The organism is Pseudomonas sp. VE 267-6A (assembly GCF_024126555.1).
GTDB classification, from domain to species: domain Bacteria; phylum Pseudomonadota; class Gammaproteobacteria; order Pseudomonadales; family Pseudomonadaceae; genus Aquipseudomonas; species Aquipseudomonas palmensis.
Genome location: NZ_JAMYBY010000005.1, coordinates 247,234 through 264,151 on the forward strand (window position 1 = coordinate 247,234; position 16,918 = coordinate 264,151).

The window sequence follows — 16,918 nt, forward strand, 5'->3', positions numbered from 1 at the left end:
CGGTGCCGCCCAGAGGCACCTCTGAAACCGCTCTCCAGGAGTCTGCAATGGCTGAAATCCTCTCGCTCCACGACGCCGTGAAGCAGTTCGTCAACGACGGCGACAGCGTCGCCCTTGAAGGCTTCACGCATTTGATCCCGACCGCCGCCGGGCACGAAATCATTCGTCAGGGCAAGAAGGATCTGACCCTGGTGCGCATGACCCCCGACCTGATCTACGACCAGCTGATCGGCGCCGGCTGCGCCCGCAAGCTGATCTTCTCGTGGGGCGGCAACCCGGGTGTCGGGTCGCTGCACCGCCTGCGTGACGCGGTCGAGAAGCAGTGGCCGCACGCCATGGAAATCGAAGAACACAGCCACGCCGACCTCGCCAACGCCTACGTTGCCGGTGCCTCGGGCCTGCCGTTCGCGGTGCTGCGCGCCTACGCCGGCTCCGACCTGCCCAAGGTCAACCCGCTGATCAAGAGCGTGACCTGCCCGTTCACCGGTGAGGTGCTGGCCGCCGTGCCGTCGGTTCGCCCGGACGTCACCGTGATCCACGCGCAGAAGGCCGACCGCAAGGGCAACGTGCTGCTGTGGGGCATCCTGGGTGTGCAGAAGGAGGCCGCCCTGGCCGCCAAGCGCTGCATCGTCACCGTGGAAGAGATCGTCGACGACCTCAACGCGCCAATGAATGCCTGCGTGCTGCCCACCTGGGCACTGTCGGCCGTGTGCCTGGTACCGGGCGGGGCGCACCCGTCCTACGCGCACGGCTACTCCGAGCGTGACAACCGCTTCTACCAGGCCTGGGACCCGATTGCCCGCAGCCGTGAGACCTTCACCGCCTGGATCGACGAATACATTCGCGGCACCGCCGACTTCCCTGCCTTCAAGGCAAAACTGGCCAGCGCTTCGGAGGCTGCACAATGAGCTACTCCACCAATGAAATGATGACCGTTGCCGCTGCCCGCCGCCTGCGCAACGGCGCCGTGTGCTTCGTCGGCATCGGCCTGCCGTCCAAGGCCGCCAACCTGGCACGCCTGACCTCTTCGCCCGACGTGGTATTGATCTACGAATCGGGCCCTATCGGCGCCAAGCCGACGGTACTGCCGCTGTCCATCGGTGACGGCGAGCTGGCCGAAACCGCCGATACCGTGGTGCCCACCGGCGAGATCTTCCGCTACTGGCTGCAGGGCGGGCGCATCGACGTGGGCTTTCTGGGCGCGGCCCAGGTCGACCGTTTCGGCAACATCAACACCACCGTGGTCGGCGACTACCACCAGCCCAAGGTACGCCTGCCGGGTGCCGGTGGCGCACCGGAAATCGCCGGCTCCGCCAAGACCGTGCTGATCATCCTCAAGCAGTCCTCGCGCGCCTTCGTCGACAAGCTCGACTTCATCACCTCGGTCGGCCACGGCGAAGGCGGCGACTCGCGCAAACGCCTGGGCCTGCCCGGTGCCGGCCCGGTGGGCATCATCACCGACCTGTGCATCATGGAACCTGAAGCCGGCAGCAACGAATTCGTGGTCACCTCGATTCACCCGGGGGTGACCCGCGAGCAGATCGTCGCCGCCACCGGCTGGGCGATCCGCTTTGCCGACAGCGTCGAAACCACCGTGGCGCCGAGCGAAGTCGAGCTGACTGCGCTGCGCGACCTCGAAGCGCGCACGGCGGCCGCCCACGGCCAAGCGCCGGGAGAAGCCTGATGCGTGACGTATTCATCTGCGACGCGATTCGCACCCCCATCGGCCGCTTCGGCGGCGCCCTGGCCGGCGTGCGCGCCGACGACCTGGCGGCGGTACCGCTCAAGGCGCTGATCGAGCGCAACCCCACGGTGCAATGGGACCAGCTCGACGAAGTGTTCTTCGGCTGCGCCAACCAGGCCGGTGAAGACAACCGCAACGTGGCGCGCATGGCCCTGCTGCTGGCCGGGCTGCCCGACAGCGTGCCGGGTGTGACCCTCAACCGCCTGTGCGCCTCGGGCATGGACGCCATCGGCACGGCGTTTCGCGCCATTGCCAGCGGCGAGATGGAGCTGGCGATTGCCGGCGGCGTCGAGTCGATGTCCCGTGCACCGTTCGTGATGGGCAAGGCCGAAAGCGCCTACTCGCGCAACATGAAGCTGGAAGACACCACCATCGGCTGGCGCTTCATCAACCCGCTGATGAAGGCCCAGTACGGCGTGGACGCGATGCCGCAGACCGCCGACAACGTGGCCGACGACTATCAGGTATCGCGCGCCGACCAGGATGCCTTCGCCCTGCGCAGCCAGCAGCGCACCGCCAAGGCCCAGGCCGCCGGCTACTTCGCCGAAGAGATCGTGCCGGTGCGCATCGCGCACAAGAAGGGCGAGACCGTGGTCGAGCACGACGAACACCCGCGCGCCGACACCACCCTCGAAGCCCTGGCCAGGCTCAAGCCGGTTAACGGCGCGGCCAAGACGGTCACCGCCGGCAACGCCTCGGGCGTCAACGACGGCGCCGCGGCGCTGATACTGGCGTCGGCCGAGGCGGTGCAAAAGCATGGCCTGACCCCGCGCGCGCGCGTGCTCGGCATGGCCAGTGCCGGCGTTGCCCCCCGGGTAATGGGCATCGGCCCGGTGCCGGCGGTGCGCAAGCTGATCGAGCGCCTGGGCGTGGCGGTCACCGATTTCGACGTGATCGAGCTCAACGAAGCCTTCGCCAGCCAAGGCCTGGCCGTGCTGCGCGAACTCGGCATTGCCGACGACGCGCCGCAGGTCAACCCCAACGGCGGCGCCATTGCCCTGGGTCACCCGTTGGGCATGAGTGGCGCACGCCTGGTGCTGACAGCGCTGCACCAGCTGGAGAAATCCGGCGGGCGCAAAGGCCTGGCGACCATGTGCGTGGGTGTCGGGCAGGGCCTGGCCCTGGCCATCGAGCGCGTGTAAATCAATGGCCCCGCTGCTGCGACCTCCACGCAAGGTCGGGGCAGCGGGGTGATTGTTCTGTGGAACGTGAGTGTTACCGAGTGTGTCTAGACTTCAGACATCCTCCCAGAGTGAATTGCCATGACTTCAATCCATTACACCGGCGAAGAACGCAGCAAACGCATTTTCGCCATCGTCGGTGCCTCCTCGGGCAACCTCGTGGAATGGTTCGACTTCTACGTCTATGCCTTCTGCGCGATCTACTTTGCCCCGGCTTTCTTCCCCTCCGACGACCCGACGGTGCAGCTGCTCAACACCGCCGGCGTGTTCGCCGCCGGGTTCCTGATGCGGCCCATCGGCGGCTGGCTGTTCGGCCGTGTGGCCGACCGCCACGGGCGCAAGAATTCGATGATGATCTCGGTGCTGATGATGTGCGCCGGCTCGCTGGTGATCGCCTGCCTGCCGACCTACGCCAGCATCGGTGCCTGGGCACCGGCGCTGCTGTTGCTGGCGCGGCTGTTCCAGGGCCTGTCGGTGGGCGGCGAATACGGTACCACCGCCACCTACATGAGCGAGGTGGCCCTGCGCGGTCAGCGCGGTTTCTTTGCTTCGTTCCAGTACGTGACCCTGATCGGCGGGCAACTGCTGGCGGTGCTGGTGGTGGTGATCCTGCAGCAACTGCTCACCGAAGATGAGCTGCGCGCCTGGGGCTGGCGCATCCCGTTCGTGGTGGGTGCCATCGCGGCGGTGATCTCGCTGTTCCTGCGTCGCTCGCTGGAAGAGACCAGCAGCGCCGAAACCCGCAACGACAAGGACGCCGGCAGCCTCGGCGGCCTGTTCCGCAACCACAAGGCGGCGTTCATCACCGTGCTTGGCTACACCGCCGGCGGCTCGCTGATCTTCTACACCTTCACCACCTACATGCAGAAGTACTTGGTGAACACTGCAGGCATGAGCGCCAAGACCGCCAGCTTCATCATGACCGGCGCACTGTTCCTGTACATGTGCATGCAGCCGCTGTTCGGCATGCTCTCGGACCGCATCGGCCGGCGCACCTCGATGCTCTGGTTCGGCGCCCTGGGCACCCTGTGCACGGTGCCGATCCTGCTTACCCTGAAAACCGTCACCAGCCCGTTCCTGGCCTTTGTGCTGATCACCCTGGCGCTGGCCATCGTGAGCTTCTACACCTCTATCAGCGGGCTGGTCAAAGCCGAGATGTTCCCGCCGCAGGTACGTGCGCTGGGCGTGGGCCTGGCCTACGCGGTGGCCAACGCGATCTTCGGCGGCTCGGCCGAATATGTGGCACTGGGGCTCAAGTCGCTGAACATGGAAAACGCCTTTTACTGGTACGTTACGGTGATGATGGCGATTGCCTTCCTGTTCAGCCTGCGCCTGCCCAAGCAGGCGGCGTACCTGCACCACGATCATTGAGAAGGACCACCGATGAACCAACGTCCGGGCAATCAGCTGTTCGATGCCTACTTCACCGCGCCGGCCATGCGCGCCGTGTTTTCCGACCGTGGCCGAGTGCAGGGCATGCTCGATTTCGAAGCCGCGCTGGCCCGCGCCGAGGCGGCGGTGGGGCTGATCCCGCAGGTGGCGGTGGCACCGATCGAAGCGGCCTGCCAGGCCGAGCGCTATGACTTCGCGGCCCTGGCCGAGGCCATCGCGGTGGCCGGCAACTCGGCCATCCCGCTGGTCAAGGCGCTGGGCAAGGTGATTGCCAGCGGCGTGCCCGAAGCCGAGCGCTTCGTGCACCTGGGCGCTACCAGCCAGGATGCGATGGACACCGGGCTGGTGCTGCAATTGCGCGATGCCCTGGGCCTGATCGAAGCCGACCTGGCGCGCCTGGCCGACAGCCTGGCGCACCAGGCGCTGCAGCATGCCGACACGCCGCTGGCCGGGCGCACCTGGCTGCAACATGCAACGCCCGTGACCCTGGGCATGAAGATCGCCGGCTGGCTCGGTGCACTTACCCGTCACCGTCAGCGCCTGCAGGAGCTCAAGCCGCGCCTGCTGAGCCTGCAGTTCGGCGGCGCCTCCGGCACCCTGGCGGCGCTGGGCAACAAGGCATTGCCGGTGGCCGAGGCGCTGGCCGGGCAGCTCAGGCTGAGCCTGCCCGAGCAGCCCTGGCATACCCAGCGTGACCGCCTGGTGGAGTTCGCCTCGGTGCTGGGCATGATCGCCGGCAGCCTGGGCAAGCTGGGACGCGATGTGAGCCTGCTGATGCAGACCGAGGCGGCGGAGGTGTTCGAGCCTGCTGCGCCGGGCAAGGGCGGCTCGTCGACCATGCCGCACAAGCGCAACCCGGTGGGCGCGGCGGTGCTGATCGGCGCCGCTACCCGTGTACCGGGGCTGGTGTCCACGCTGTTCGCGGCCATGCCCCAGGAGCACGAGCGCAGCCTGGGCCTGTGGCATGCCGAATGGGAAACCCTGCCCGAGATCTGCTGCCTGGTGTCCGGCGCCCTGCGCCAGGCCCAGGTGATTGCCGAGGGCCTGGAGGTGGATGCTGCGCGCATGCGCCGCAACCTCGACCTGACCCAGGGCCTGGTGCTGGCCGAGGCGGTCAGCATCGTGCTGGCCCAGCGACTGGGCCGGGACACCGCACACCACCTGCTGGAAACCTGCTGCAAGCGTGCGGTGGCCGAACAGCGTCAGCTGCGCGACGTGCTGGGCGACGATCCGCAGGTGACTGCCGAGCTGTCGGCGGACGAACTCGACCGCCTGCTCGACCCTGCTCATTATCTGGGCCAGGCCCGCGTGTGGGTGGCGCGGGCGGTGGCTGAACACCAACAATTCAAGCGTTGAAGGAGGCCGTTGTGGCTAGCGTACAACTCGCTGATGGCGTACTGAACTACCGGCTCGACGGGCCCGAGGGCGCACCGGTGCTGGTGCTGTCCAACTCGCTGGGCACCGACCACACCATGTGGGACCCGCAACTGCCGGCATTTGCCGCGCATTTTCGGGTACTGCGCTACGACACCCGCGGGCATGGCCAGTCGCTGGTGACCGAGGGTCCGTACAGCATCGAGCAACTGGGGCGTGACGTGCTGGCACTGCTGGACGCGCTGAAGATCGAGCGGGCGCATTTCTGCGGCCTGTCCATGGGCGGGCTGATCGGGCAGTGGCTGGGCATCCATGCCGGCGAGCGCCTGAACCGCCTGATCGTGTGCAACACCGCAGCCAAGATCGGCAACGACGAGGTATGGAACCCGCGCATCGACATGGTGCTGCGCGACCGCGAGGCGGCGATGGTGGGGCTGCGCGACGCCTCCATCGAGCGCTGGTTCACCAAGGCCTATGCGCAGGCCAACCCGGACCAGGCCAAGCGCATCACCGACATGCTGGCGGGTACTTCGCCCGATGGCTATGCGGCCAACTGCGGCGCGGTGCGCGATGCGGACTTCCGGGACCAGCTGGGTGAGATCAAGGTGCCGCTGCTGGTGATTTCCGGCAGTGCCGATGCGGTCACGCCGCCGGCTGGCGGGCGCTTCATCCAGGAGCATGTGGTGGGTGCCGAGTATGCCGAGTTCCAGGCGGCGCACCTGTCCAACGTTGAAGTCGGCGCGCCGTTCAGCCGCTGCGTGATCGATTTTCTGCTGGCCCGCTGAGGAGTAGGTTGTGGACGAAAAAGAACGTTACGAGGCCGGCATGCAGGTGCGGCGTGCGGTACTGGGCGATGCCCATGTGGACCGCAGCCTGAGCAACCTCACCGAGTTCAACGGCGAGTTCCAGGAAATGATCACCCGGCACGCGTGGGGCGATATCTGGACGCGGCCGGGGTTGCCACGCCATACCCGCAGCCTGATCACCATCGCGATGCTGATCGGCATGAACCGCAATGAAGAGCTGAAGCTGCACTTGCGGGCGGCGGCGAACAACGGCGTGACCCGCGAAGAGATCAAGGAAGTGCTGATGCAGAGCGCGATCTATTGCGGGATCCCGGCGGCCAATGCCACGTTCCACCTGGCGGAGTCGGTGTGGGATGAACTGGGCGTCGAATCCCGCGCCTGATCTTCAGGGCCTCTTCGCCAGCAAGGCTGGCTCCTACAGTATGTGCCGTTGTAGGAGCCGGCCTTGCCGGCGAACGGGCCTTCAGATCGCCGCCTTTTTCGAGCGACTACCCACCGGCCCCGCATTCGCCTCGATCGACCGCTTCAACTCCCCGCGCAACCCCAGCACAAACGCCATCTCCGCCACCACGAACAACGGCCCCACGATCAGGCCGCTGATGTCGTCCACAAACGCCGGCTTGCGCCCCTCGTAATAGTGGCCGACGAACTGGATCGCCCAGCCCACCACGAACAGCCCCAGCCCCGCACTCAGCCACACCAGCGTGCTCTGAGCCGCCAGTACCTGCCCGGCCCACAGGCACAAGCCCAGCAACACGCTCATCAGCAACCCGAAGCGGGTGTCCAGGCGCAGGTAGAACCACGCCGACCACAGCGCCACCAGCAATGCAGGCGACAGCCATACCCCGCCCAATGCCATGCCCGGACGCGACAGCAGCACTGTGACCGCCACCACGATCAGCGGGATACCCACGAAGTGCGTGGCGATGTTGCGTGGGTCGCGGTGGTAGGCCGCGTATTGACTCAGGTGCTCGACGAGGCTTTTCATTGTTGTTCCTCCTGTAGGATTGCCCGAGCTTGCCCTGCGCAGGCACCGTCGTCTGTCGGCTAGCCGACAGTGTCACCACGAGGCCCCCGATGAACGCTTCAACCTTGCGCCAGGGTCACTGGTTCAAACAGTTGCCCGCTACCCTGCAGGATAGCCTGCTGCACCTGGCTCGGCCCGTGAGCCTGGAGGCCGGCGCCTGCCTGTTCCAGCGCGGCGACCCGCCTTGTGGACTGTACGCGGTGCTCGATGGCGCCATCCGCATCGGTGCGGTCAGCGCCCAGGGCAAGGAGGCGGTGCTGACCCTGATCGAGGCCCCGCACTGGTTCGGCGAGATCTGCCTGTTCGACGACCAGCCACGTACCCACGACGCCTATGCCGAAGGTGCCACCCACCTGCTGCGGGTGCCCCAGGGCGCGCTGGTGAAATTGCTGGATGCGCAACCGCATTACTGGCGTGAATTCGCCTTGCTGATGAGCCACAAGCTGCGCCTGGCCTTTGTCGCGCTGGAGCAGCAGAGCCTGATGAGTGCCGCGCCGCGGGTGGCCTACCGGCTGCTGCAGATCGCCGCCGGTTACGGCGAAGTGGAGGGGGCCAGGAGGGTGTTGCAATTGTCCCAGGAGCAACTGGCGCTGATGCTCGCGCTGTCGCGCCAGACCACCAACCAGATTCTCAAGGCGCTGGAGCAGGATGGCGTGCTGCGCCTGAGCTACGGCGAGATCGAGATTCTCGACCCCGCGCGCCTGGCACTGATGGCTAATCCGGCTGGAACGGCGACTGGCTGAGGATCACCCCGGTTTCCTCGACGTACTTCTGCCATTCGCCGAGCAGGGCCTGCAGCTTTGCCGGCTGCGCCTGCGCCAGGTCGTGGACCTCGCCGGGGTCGATGCTCAGGTCGTACAGCTGCCAGGTGGCCGGCCCCACCGGGCCCGGAATGTACACCGCCTTCCAGTGCCCCTGGCGAATAGCCCGGCGCCCGAACAGCTCCCAGCCGGTGACGGTGTGCTCGTCGTGTACCTGCTCGGTCTCGCCCGACAGGTAGCCCAGCCACGACTTGCCGCGCAGCGGCGCCACGTCGCGCCCGCGCCAGCGTTTGCCCGGGTGGCGGATGCCGGCCAGGTCCAGCAGGGTCGGGGTGATGTCCATCACGGTGCTGAACTGATGGCTGATCTGCCCCTGGCGCGCCAGTGCCGGGTAGTGCAGCAGGGCCGGCACGCGAATGCCGCCCTCGGTGGTGAAGGCCTTGAACAGCCGCGACGGTGCGGTGGCCGCCTGGGCCCAGTGCGGGCCGTACCACACGTAGGAGTTGGCGCGGCCGATGTTGTCCAGGCTGTTGTCGTAGTGCTGGTCCAGGTAGCTGGCCAGGTGCGGGCCGAACTTGGGGAAGGCTTCGAGCAGCGCGCCCTCGGCACCGTTGTCGGACATGAACAGCACCAGGGTGTTGTCCAGCAGGCCCTGGTTGCGCAGGTAGCCGAGCACCCGGCCGATGTTCCAGTCCATGCGCTCGACCATCGCCGCGTACACCTCCATGGCGCGTGCCGAGCGCTGGCGCTGTTCGTCGCTCAGCGCCTGCCATTGTTCATCCACCGGGTGCGCCTGCACCTCGGCGCCGATCAGGCCCAGGGCGCGCAGTTTTTCCAGGCGCTCCTGGCGCAGCACCTCGGGCCCGGCGTCGTAGCGCCCCTTGTAGCGCGCCACCACCTCGGCCGGCGCCTGCAACGGCCAGTGCGGCGCGGAGAACGGCAGGTAGGCGAAGAACGGCCGGCTCTGGTCGCGCTCCTTGAGGTACTGCAGCAACTTGTCGCCGAAGGCGTCGGAGGAATAGAAGCCTTCGGGTAGCGCTTCGACGAAGGTGTCGTCCTCGATGTACAGCGCCGGGGTCGACTTGAGCAGGCCGGGGGTGTGTTCGTCGTAGGTGGGTTCGAAGCCATAGTGGTTGGCCGCGCCCGGCAGCAGCGCGAACGAACGTTCGAAGCCACGCGCATGTGGCGCCAGCTCGGCCTTCAGGCCCAGGTGCCACTTGCCGCTCATCAGTGTCTGGTAGCCGGCCTCGCGCAGCAGCTCGGGCAGCGCCACCACGCGGTCATTGAGGTAACCCTCGTAGCCCGGCTTGCCGATCAGCTCCGGGGTCAGCGCCTCGGCCATGGTGCCGATGCCGGCGATGTGGTGGTCGGTACCGGTCAGCAGCATCGAGCGGGTCGGCGAGCAGGTGGGCGCGGTGTGGAAGTCGGTCAGGCGCAGGCCGGCAGTGGCCAGGGCGTCCAGGTGCGGCGTGGCGATTTCGCCGCCGAAGGCACCCAGGTCGGAAAAGCCCAGGTCGTCGGCAACGATGATCAGGAAGTTGGGGCGTTGGCTCATGGTCGGCACTCAGCAGGCAAGGTAGGTCAGGGGCAGGTCGCGGATCTGCTCCACGGCGGGCGGCAGGTAGCGCTTATCGTGGGTCAGTTCGTGCAGCAGGGTTTCGCGCAGGCGGTGGAACGCCAGGCTGGCGCGCTGGCGCGGGTGCGGCAGGTCGACCTCGACGATGCGCTTGATCCGCCCCGGGCGCGGTTCGAGCACCACCACGCGGTCGGCCAGGAATATCGCTTCCTCGACATCGTGGGTCACCAGCAGGGTGGTGATGCGCGCCCGTTCGCGAATGGCCAGCAGTTCGTCCTGCATCTGCTGGCGGGTAAGGGCGTCGAGGGCGCCGAAGGGTTCGTCCAGCAGCAGGATGCGCGGGCTGGCCACCAGCCCGCGGGCAATCGCCACGCGCTGGGCCATGCCGCCCGAGAGCTGGTGCGGGTAGGCCTGGGCAAAGTCTTCGAGGCCCACCAGGCTGATGAAGTCGGCCACCCGCCGGGCGCGCCGGGTGCGCTCCAGGCCCTCGTTGACCAGGCCCAGGTCGATGTTCTCGGCCACTGTCAGCCAGGGGAACAGGCGGTGCTCCTGGAACACGATGCCGCGCTCGCTGCCGATGCCGTGCACCGGCTGGCCGTCGATCAGGATCTGCCCCTGGTACTCGGCGTCCAGGCCCACCAGCAGGCGCAGCAGGGTGGACTTGCCGCAGCCGCTGGCGCCGACGATGGCGACGAATTCGCCGTCGGCGATCTGCAGGTTGAAATCGCGGATCGCTTCCAGTTCGCCGTCGGCCACGCTGAAGCGCTTGCCGACCTGGTTGAAGCTGACCCGTGGGTGAGCGAGTGCATTCATGCCCGTCTCCAGCGCGTGGCGCGCAGTTCGATGTGTTGTCCGACGGCGCCGAGCAGGGCGCCGGTGAGGCCGACCAGCAGCATGCCGGCCATGATCAGGTCCATGCGCAGCAGTTGCTGGGCGCCGATCATCAGGCTGCCGATGCCACCGCCGGAGGGCATGAAGTACTCGGCGCCGATGGTGCCCAGCCAGGCGTAGATCAGGCCGACCCGCAACCCGGCGAAGATGCCCGGCGCGGCGCCCGGCAGCACCAGCCTGCGCAGGCGCTGGGCACCGCTCAGGCGCAGCACGCGGGCGGCTTCGTCGAGCTGTGCAGGCAGGCTGGCAACCGCGCGCTGGGTGGCGATGAACAGCGGGAAGAATGCCGCCAGGCCGACGAATACCCATTTGGCCAGTTCGCCCAGGCCGAACCAGGCGGTCAGCAGCGGCACCCAGGCGAAGATCGCGATCTGGCGCAGCCCGGCCAGGCTCGGGCCCAGCAGGCGCTCGGCGCGGCGCGACAGGCCCAGCAGCAGGCCGAAGGCAAAGCCCAGGCTGCCGCCCAGCAGCAGGCCGCCCAGCGCTCGCCCGACGCTGACGGCCAGCGCGCCGCTCAAGGTGCCGTCGAGCACGCCGGCCCAGGTGCTGTGCACCACCTCCAGCGGCGCCACCAGAATGTTCGCATCGACCCAACCGTACTGGCTTGCCAGTTGCCACAGCACCAGCAGCGCCAGCGGCAGGCCCAGGGCATGCAGGTGCTGCCAGCCAAGCAGCGGGCGCACCCGCAGTTGTGCGGTGGCCGGGTGCGGCCAGTGCAGCAGGCGCCGGTCGAGCCAGCCCAGGCCGCGGTCCATCAGCAGCCCGAGCACGCCGATCACGGCGATGCACACGAACACGATGTCGAGCATGAACAGTTGCCGTGCCCACACCATCAGGTAGCCCAGGCCTTCGCTGGAGGCCAGCAGCTCGACCGCCAGCAGCGAGGTCCAGCCGGCCGCCAGGGCCAGGCGCACACCGGCCAGAAACGCCGGCAGCGCAGCGGGCAGGATCAGCCGGCGAACCAGCAGGTGCGTGGGCAGGCGCAGTACCGCCGCCGCTTCGCGCAGGCGCGGTTGGGCATCGCGCACGCCCACCAGGGTGTGCAGGGTCACCGGCACGATCACCGCCTTGACCAGCACCACCAGCTTGAGCACTTCGCCGATGCCGAACAGCACCATGAACAGTGGCACCCAGGCCAGCGTGGGGATCTGCGCCAGGGCGTTGAAAGTCGGCAGTACCAGGCGTTCGGCGCGCTGGCTGAAGCCCAGCCAGGCGCCGAGCACCGCACCGGCCCCGACCCCGGCCACCAGCCCCAGCAGCAGGCGTTGCAGGCTGATGGCCAGGTGCGCCCACACCTCGCCGCGACCCAGTTCCACGGCGCTGTCCCATACCAGCGCAGGCGGTGGCAGTATCTGCTCGCTCATCCAGTGGTTGCGGCTGGCCAGCCACCACACCGCCGCCAGCAGCACGGGCAGATACCAGGCTTGCAGGCGCTGCCAGGGCAGGCTGCGCAGACGCGGCAGGCCAGGGGCGGGGGCCAGTGAGGAAAGGGCGGTACGGGTCATGCAGGCCTCGCTATTTGTATATTTCTTATGGGTATATGCAGAAGAAATTACATTCGATTGAGCGATAAGAACTGCATTTAAAGCCGCTGACTCGCCGCGCAGCCAATGCATTCGAAGCATATTTTGGTTGTGTGCAATGCATAACCCGCAGGGCCGGGCCTGACAGGGCTAATATGTAATCTGGTTATTAAAATGTAATTTAATAGTATTTAAAGATTGGCATCCGCTATGGGTAGCGTGGCCGCACCATTACAAGGAGCTGTGTGCCATGAACCTGTCGATCAATCGTGTTTTCAGCCTGTTCGCCACCCCCGCACTGGCCGCCGTGATCGGCTGGATGCCGACACTGGCGCAGGGCGCCGAGCTCAAGCAGATCCGCATCGCGGTGCCCGACCTGAGTGCCGGCACCCAGCATTCGGGCGGTGGCATCACCGACGTGCTGCAACAGCAACAGCTGCTGGAGAAAGCCTTCGCCGCCGACGGCATCAGCATCCAGTGGAACTACTTCAAGGGTGCGGGGCCGGTCATCAACGAGGCGTTCGCCAATGGCCAGGTGGACTTCGCCTACCTGGGCGACCTGGCGGCGATCATCGGCAAGGCCAATGGCGTCGACACCCGCCTGGTGGCCGCCACCGCGCGCGGGGTCAAACACTACCTTGGGGTGGTGCCGGGCAGCGGCATCAAGACCCTGCAGGACCTCAAGGGCAAGCGCGTGGCGGTGTTCCGTGGCACCGCCACGCAGCTTTCGTTCGATGCCGCGCTGGCCAGCCAGGGCCTGAGCGAGAAGGACCTCAAGGTCATCAACCTGGATTTCAGCGCGGCTATCGCCGCCCTGGCGGCCAGGCAGATCGACGCCACCTGGGGCTCCACCGGCATCAGTGCGCTGGCCGATCGCGGCCTGGCCGAACTGCCGCTCAATACCCGCGATCTGGGTGGGGCGGGCAATGTGCAGGCGGTGCTGGTGGCCGCCGGTGCCTTCGTCGATGCGTACCCGGCAGTGGTCGAGAAGTTCGTCGCCGCGCAGCAGCCGGCGGTGCAATGGCTGACCGACGATGCCAACAAGGACGCCTACATCCAGCTGGTGTCGGAGCGTGCCAGCTACCCGCCGGCGATCCTGCAGCGTGACCTCAGCCAGGAGCGCCTGAGCGCGGTGTTCGACTCGACCCTGGACCCCGACTTTCTCGCTCGCCTGCAAGCCTCGGTGGACCTCGCCGCGCAGCAACGCCTGATTCGCAAACCGTTCAAGGTCGACCAGTGGCTGGCGCCGCAGGCTACCCGACCAGCGCCTGTGGCGCAGGCTGGCGGTCAAGGTTGATCAGGGTCTCGATCATCGCCCGCGCCGCAGGGGACAGGCGGTAGCCGCTGCGGCTGACGATGCCGCAGCGGGCATTGAAGCTGTCGAGGTTGGCCGGCAGGTTGCGCCAGTGCAGGCGCACCAGTTCGCCGGCCTGCACCGCCGCGCCGTAGGCCTCTTCGCTGCCGATGCCGATGGCATTGGTGCCGAGCACGATCTTGAGCAGGGTGGGTTGATGCTCGCTCTGGATCTGCGGCGAAAAGTCGGTCTTGCCGCTGAGGTTGGCCAGCAGCTTGCGCACCCCCGGCGGAATCAGCGAACAGGCCAGCGGGTAGTCGAACATGTCGTTGGTCGACAGGCTGTCCTTGGCCAGCAGCGGGTGCCCGGGGCGGCAGAAGAACAGGCCGCGGCGCGGGGTCAGGGCCAGGGTCTGGAAGTTGGGGTCGGCTTCGAAGTGGCGGATGTCGGCGACGAAGAACTCGATCTCTTCGCGGCTCAGCGCCCGGCTGAGCTTTTCCCAATTTGAAACCTCGAAATGCGTGCGCACCTTGGGGTGGGCGTTGATGAACTGCGCCACCGCCTGCGGCACCAGGTTCACCGCCGGTGCAGGGCCGCAGCCAAAGCGCAGCTCGCCGGCATCGAGCTTGGTCATCTGCTGCACCTCGCTGCTCAGCTGCGCCGCGCCCTGCACCAGGCGCAGGGCGTGCTGCAGCACCACCTGGCCTTCGGGCGTGGGGCGCAGATCCTTGTTGGCGCGGTCCACCAGCACACAGCCGAACTCCTGCTCCAGGCCCTGGATACTGCGGCTGAAGGCGGGCTGGGTGATGCCCATGGCGTCGGCGGCGCGCACGAAACTGCGGTGTTCGGTGAGGGCGATGAAGTAGCGCAGTTGGCGAAGATCCATATGCTTTTCCGGCATTCCAAAAATAGGGCGAAGGTATTTGCCGCCCCGGGAGTCTGGGTTTTAAATGCAAGCTCTTATTCCGTCAATGAAGCACTTGCATATCTGTTAGAGCTTATTTGCATATAGATAGCGCCAGAGTTTCATCGGCACTTACCGTGACGCAACCGATGAGGGACGAACCATGAGCAACGCCGCATTTGCCGCAGCACCTGTCAGCCATGCGCTGGAGATTCATCCGGTGGCCGGGCGCATCGGTGCCGAAATTCGTGGGGTGACACTGGGCGCCGACCTGGCCCCGGCGGTGGTGGAGGCGATCCAGGCCGCGCTGGTGCAGCACAAGGTGATCTTCTTCAGGGGCCAGACGCAGCTGGACGACCAGACCCAGGAAGCCTTCGCGCACCTGCTGGGCGAGCCCATCGCGCACCCGACCGTGCCGGTGCGCGACGGCACCCGCTACCTGCTGGAACTCGATGGCGGGCAAGGGCGTCGGGCCAACTCCTGGCACACCGACGTGACCTTCGTCGAAGCGTACCCCAAGGCGTCGATCCTGCGTTCGGTGGTGGCGCCGGCGTCGGGGGGCGATACGGTGTGGGCCAATACCGCCAGCGCGTACGACGACCTGTCACCGGCCTTGCAGGCACTGGCCGAGCAGTTGTGGGCGGTGCACAGCAACGAGTACGACTATGCCGCGACCAAGCCGAACGTGAGCCTCGAGCAGTTGGAGAACTACCGCAAGGTGTTCACTTCGACGGTGTACGAGACCGAGCATCCGGTGGTGCGGGTGCACCCGGTGAGCGGTGAGAAGCACCTGCTGCTGGGGCATTTCGTGAAGCGCATCAAGGGCTATTCGAAGGCCGATTCGGATCACCTGTTCAACCTGCTGCAGAGCCATGTGACGCGCCTGGAGAACACCGTGCGCTGGCGCTGGCAGGCCGGGGACGTGGCGATCTGGGACAACCGCGCGACCCAGCATTATGCGGTGGATGACTACGGTACCCAGGGGCGCGTGGTGCGCCGGGTGACGCTGCAGGGGGATGTGCCGGTGGGGGTGCAGGGGCAGCGTAGCCGCACGCTGAAGGGGTAATGAGTTTGTAGTGTCTGAACATACCTATTCGCCGGCAAGGCCGGCTCCTACAAGGGTAGCGCGGGCCTGTAGGAGCCGGCCTTGCCGGCGAAGGGGTTCAGAGAAAGCTGATCGGGTAGCTGACGATCAGGCGGTTCTCGTCGAATGCATTGGTGCTGAAGTCGCGGCGCATGTTCGAGTTGCGCCATTTGAACGACAGGTTCTTCAGGCTGCCGGACTGGATCACGTACGCCAGCTCCGATTCCCGCGCCCATTCCTTGCCGTTGCTGACCACGGCGGTGTGCACGTTGTCGCCCTTGATGTAGCGGTTCATCAGGGTCAGCCCCGGCACGCCAAGCCCGGCGAAGTTGAAGTCGTGACGCAGCTGCCAGGAGCGCTCCTTGGCATTGTCGAAGCTGGCGTTGTAGCTGTCGTTGGCCAGGGTGCCGCCACTGGTGCCGTTGACCCGCATCCACAGGTCGTCGCCGCTGACTTTCTGCAGCCCCACGTAGAAGGTGTTGCTGCCATAGCGTGCCGAAAGCAGCGCCGAGGCGGTGCGGTTGTCGAGCTTGCCGGCACGCTCGGCGCCGTCTTCCTTGCCGATGAAGTAGCCCAGGTTGGCGCCCAGGGTCCAGTCGCCCAGCGGCTGGCTGTGCACCAGGTTGATGTATTGCTGGTTGTAGATGTCCTTGAGCTGGGCGTTCCACACCCCGACCAGAGTGCGCTTGTCGTTGAAGGTGTACTCGCCACCGGCAAAGTTGAAGCGGTCGGAGGTGATACCGGCGCGGCCGTTCATGGACATGTCGTCCATGCTCGCGTCGTTGCGCGGGCTGTTGCCGCGAAATTGCCCGGCATACAGGGTCAGGCCGTCGATTTCCTGGGAGGTCAGCTGGCCGCCGCGAAAGGTCTGCGGCAGCGAGCGGCCGTCGTCCGAACGCAGGATCGGCAGTACCGGCATCCATTCGCCGACCTTCAGCTCGGTCTTGGAGACCTTGGCCTTGAGCGCCACGCCCAGGCGTCCGAAGTCATCGGCCGGGCGGCCGTCATCGTGTACCGGCAACAGGTGCGTGCCGGCGGTACCCTTGCCGCCGTCGAGCTTGACCGAGTACAGGCCCAGCACGTCGACGCCGAAGCCGACGGTGCCCTGGGTGAAGCCGGACTTGGCGTCGAGGATGAAACTCTGGGTCCATTCCTCGCCCTTGCCCTGGGGGTTGGCCGGGTCGACGAAATTGCGGTTGATGTAGAAGTTGCGCAGGTTGAGGCCTACCTTGGCGTCTTCGACAAAGCCCCCTTCGTCGGCCAGGGCGGGCAGGGCGCAGCTTATGGCAAGCAGGCCGGGGAACAGGTGACGTGCGGGCTGGAAAGTGTTCATCGTTAGGGCGTCTCTTGTTTTTATGTTG

General features: G+C 66.7%; 16 protein-coding genes. 10 read left to right on the forward strand and 6 right to left on the reverse strand.

What is annotated here, in order from left to right; all coding sequences use genetic code 11:
- Positions 1 to 47: 47 nt before the first annotated feature.
- The 7 genes from NJH59_RS07800 to pcaC all read left to right on the forward strand — a co-directional run bounded on the left by NJH59_RS07800 (position 48) and on the right by pcaC (position 6,879).
- On the forward strand, positions 48 to 908 hold the full coding sequence (locus tag NJH59_RS07800; RefSeq protein ID WP_043860749.1) for a CoA transferase subunit A: 861 nt from the start codon (positions 48 to 50) through the stop codon (positions 906 to 908).
- Positions 905 to 1,684 carry a CoA-transferase subunit beta gene (locus NJH59_RS07805; RefSeq protein WP_043860750.1) on the forward strand — a complete coding sequence of 260 codons (780 nt, stop codon included), beginning with the start codon at positions 905 to 907 and terminating at the stop codon, positions 1,682 to 1,684. The genes NJH59_RS07800 and NJH59_RS07805 overlap by 4 nt, the downstream gene beginning before the upstream one ends.
- Complete coding sequence (gene pcaF, locus NJH59_RS07810) at positions 1,681 to 2,886, forward strand: 3-oxoadipyl-CoA thiolase (protein WP_253086624.1); 1,206 nt, start codon at positions 1,681 to 1,683, stop codon at positions 2,884 to 2,886. The genes NJH59_RS07805 and pcaF overlap by 4 nt, the downstream gene beginning before the upstream one ends.
- 120 nt (positions 2,887 to 3,006) lie before the next feature.
- Positions 3,007 to 4,296, forward strand: a complete 1,290-nt coding sequence (locus NJH59_RS07815; RefSeq protein ID WP_054914806.1) for an MFS family transporter — start codon at positions 3,007 to 3,009, stop codon at positions 4,294 to 4,296.
- 12 nt (positions 4,297 to 4,308) lie between these two features.
- Positions 4,309 to 5,673, forward strand: coding sequence for a 3-carboxy-cis,cis-muconate cycloisomerase (locus tag NJH59_RS07820; RefSeq protein WP_043860753.1), 1,365 nt, complete (start codon positions 4,309 to 4,311; stop codon positions 5,671 to 5,673).
- Between the two features lie 11 nt (positions 5,674 to 5,684).
- Positions 5,685 to 6,476: a 3-oxoadipate enol-lactonase gene (pcaD, locus tag NJH59_RS07825; RefSeq protein ID WP_253086599.1), complete on the forward strand. Its 792-nt coding sequence runs from the start codon at positions 5,685 to 5,687 to the stop codon at positions 6,474 to 6,476.
- A 10-nt stretch (positions 6,477 to 6,486) separates the two neighbouring features.
- Positions 6,487 to 6,879, forward strand: a complete 393-nt coding sequence (gene pcaC, locus NJH59_RS07830) for a 4-carboxymuconolactone decarboxylase (protein WP_043860755.1) — start codon at positions 6,487 to 6,489, stop codon at positions 6,877 to 6,879.
- A gap of 81 nt (positions 6,880 to 6,960) precedes the next feature.
- Here the strand turns inward: pcaC and NJH59_RS07835 are convergent, their stop codons facing one another.
- Positions 6,961 to 7,485 (reverse strand): DUF962 domain-containing protein, encoded by a 525-nt coding sequence (locus tag NJH59_RS07835; protein ID WP_253086600.1) that lies wholly within the window; start codon positions 7,483 to 7,485, stop codon positions 6,961 to 6,963.
- An 89-nt stretch (positions 7,486 to 7,574) separates the two neighbouring features.
- On the opposite strand from NJH59_RS07835, the gene NJH59_RS07840 reads away from it, so the two are divergent.
- A complete protein-coding gene (locus NJH59_RS07840; protein WP_054914803.1) occupies positions 7,575 to 8,267 on the forward strand; it encodes a Crp/Fnr family transcriptional regulator in 693 nt (230 codons plus the stop codon).
- Here NJH59_RS07840 and NJH59_RS07845 read toward each other — a convergent pair.
- The 3 genes from NJH59_RS07845 to NJH59_RS07855 are packed head-to-tail and all read right to left on the reverse strand — an operon-like array spanning position 8,239 to position 12,257.
- The gene (locus tag NJH59_RS07845) at positions 8,239 to 9,840 is read right to left on the reverse strand and encodes an arylsulfatase (protein WP_054914802.1); all 1,602 of its coding nucleotides are present in this window, start codon (positions 9,838 to 9,840) and stop codon (positions 8,239 to 8,241) included. The two genes, NJH59_RS07840 and NJH59_RS07845, sit on opposite strands and share 29 nt — an antisense overlap.
- 9 nt (positions 9,841 to 9,849) lie before the next feature.
- Entirely contained in the window at positions 9,850 to 10,674 is an 825-nt protein-coding gene (locus NJH59_RS07850; RefSeq protein ID WP_253086601.1) for an ABC transporter ATP-binding protein, read from the reverse strand.
- A complete protein-coding gene (locus NJH59_RS07855) occupies positions 10,671 to 12,257 on the reverse strand; it encodes an ABC transporter permease (RefSeq protein ID WP_078479551.1) in 1,587 nt (528 codons plus the stop codon). Before NJH59_RS07855 ends, NJH59_RS07850 begins: the two co-directional genes overlap by 4 nt.
- Before the next feature lie 268 nt (positions 12,258 to 12,525).
- Between NJH59_RS07855 and NJH59_RS07860 the strand changes: the two genes are divergently transcribed.
- Positions 12,526 to 13,572: an ABC transporter substrate-binding protein gene (locus NJH59_RS07860; protein ID WP_043860761.1), complete on the forward strand. Its 1,047-nt coding sequence runs from the start codon at positions 12,526 to 12,528 to the stop codon at positions 13,570 to 13,572.
- On the opposite strand, the gene NJH59_RS07865 is transcribed toward NJH59_RS07860, so the two are convergent.
- Positions 13,529 to 14,455 carry a LysR family transcriptional regulator gene (locus NJH59_RS07865; RefSeq protein ID WP_043860762.1) on the reverse strand — a complete coding sequence of 309 codons (927 nt, stop codon included), beginning with the start codon at positions 14,453 to 14,455 and terminating at the stop codon, positions 13,529 to 13,531. The genes NJH59_RS07860 and NJH59_RS07865 overlap by 44 nt on opposite strands.
- Positions 14,456 to 14,636: 181 nt before the next feature.
- On the opposite strand from NJH59_RS07865, the gene NJH59_RS07870 reads away from it, so the two are divergent.
- Positions 14,637 to 15,539: a TauD/TfdA family dioxygenase gene (locus NJH59_RS07870; protein WP_088515517.1), complete on the forward strand. Its 903-nt coding sequence runs from the start codon at positions 14,637 to 14,639 to the stop codon at positions 15,537 to 15,539.
- Between the two features lie 97 nt (positions 15,540 to 15,636).
- On the opposite strand, the gene NJH59_RS07875 is transcribed toward NJH59_RS07870, so the two are convergent.
- Positions 15,637 to 16,890, reverse strand: coding sequence for an OprD family porin (locus NJH59_RS07875; protein WP_196932604.1), 1,254 nt, complete (start codon positions 16,888 to 16,890; stop codon positions 15,637 to 15,639).
- Between the last annotated feature and the right edge of the window lie 28 nt (positions 16,891 to 16,918).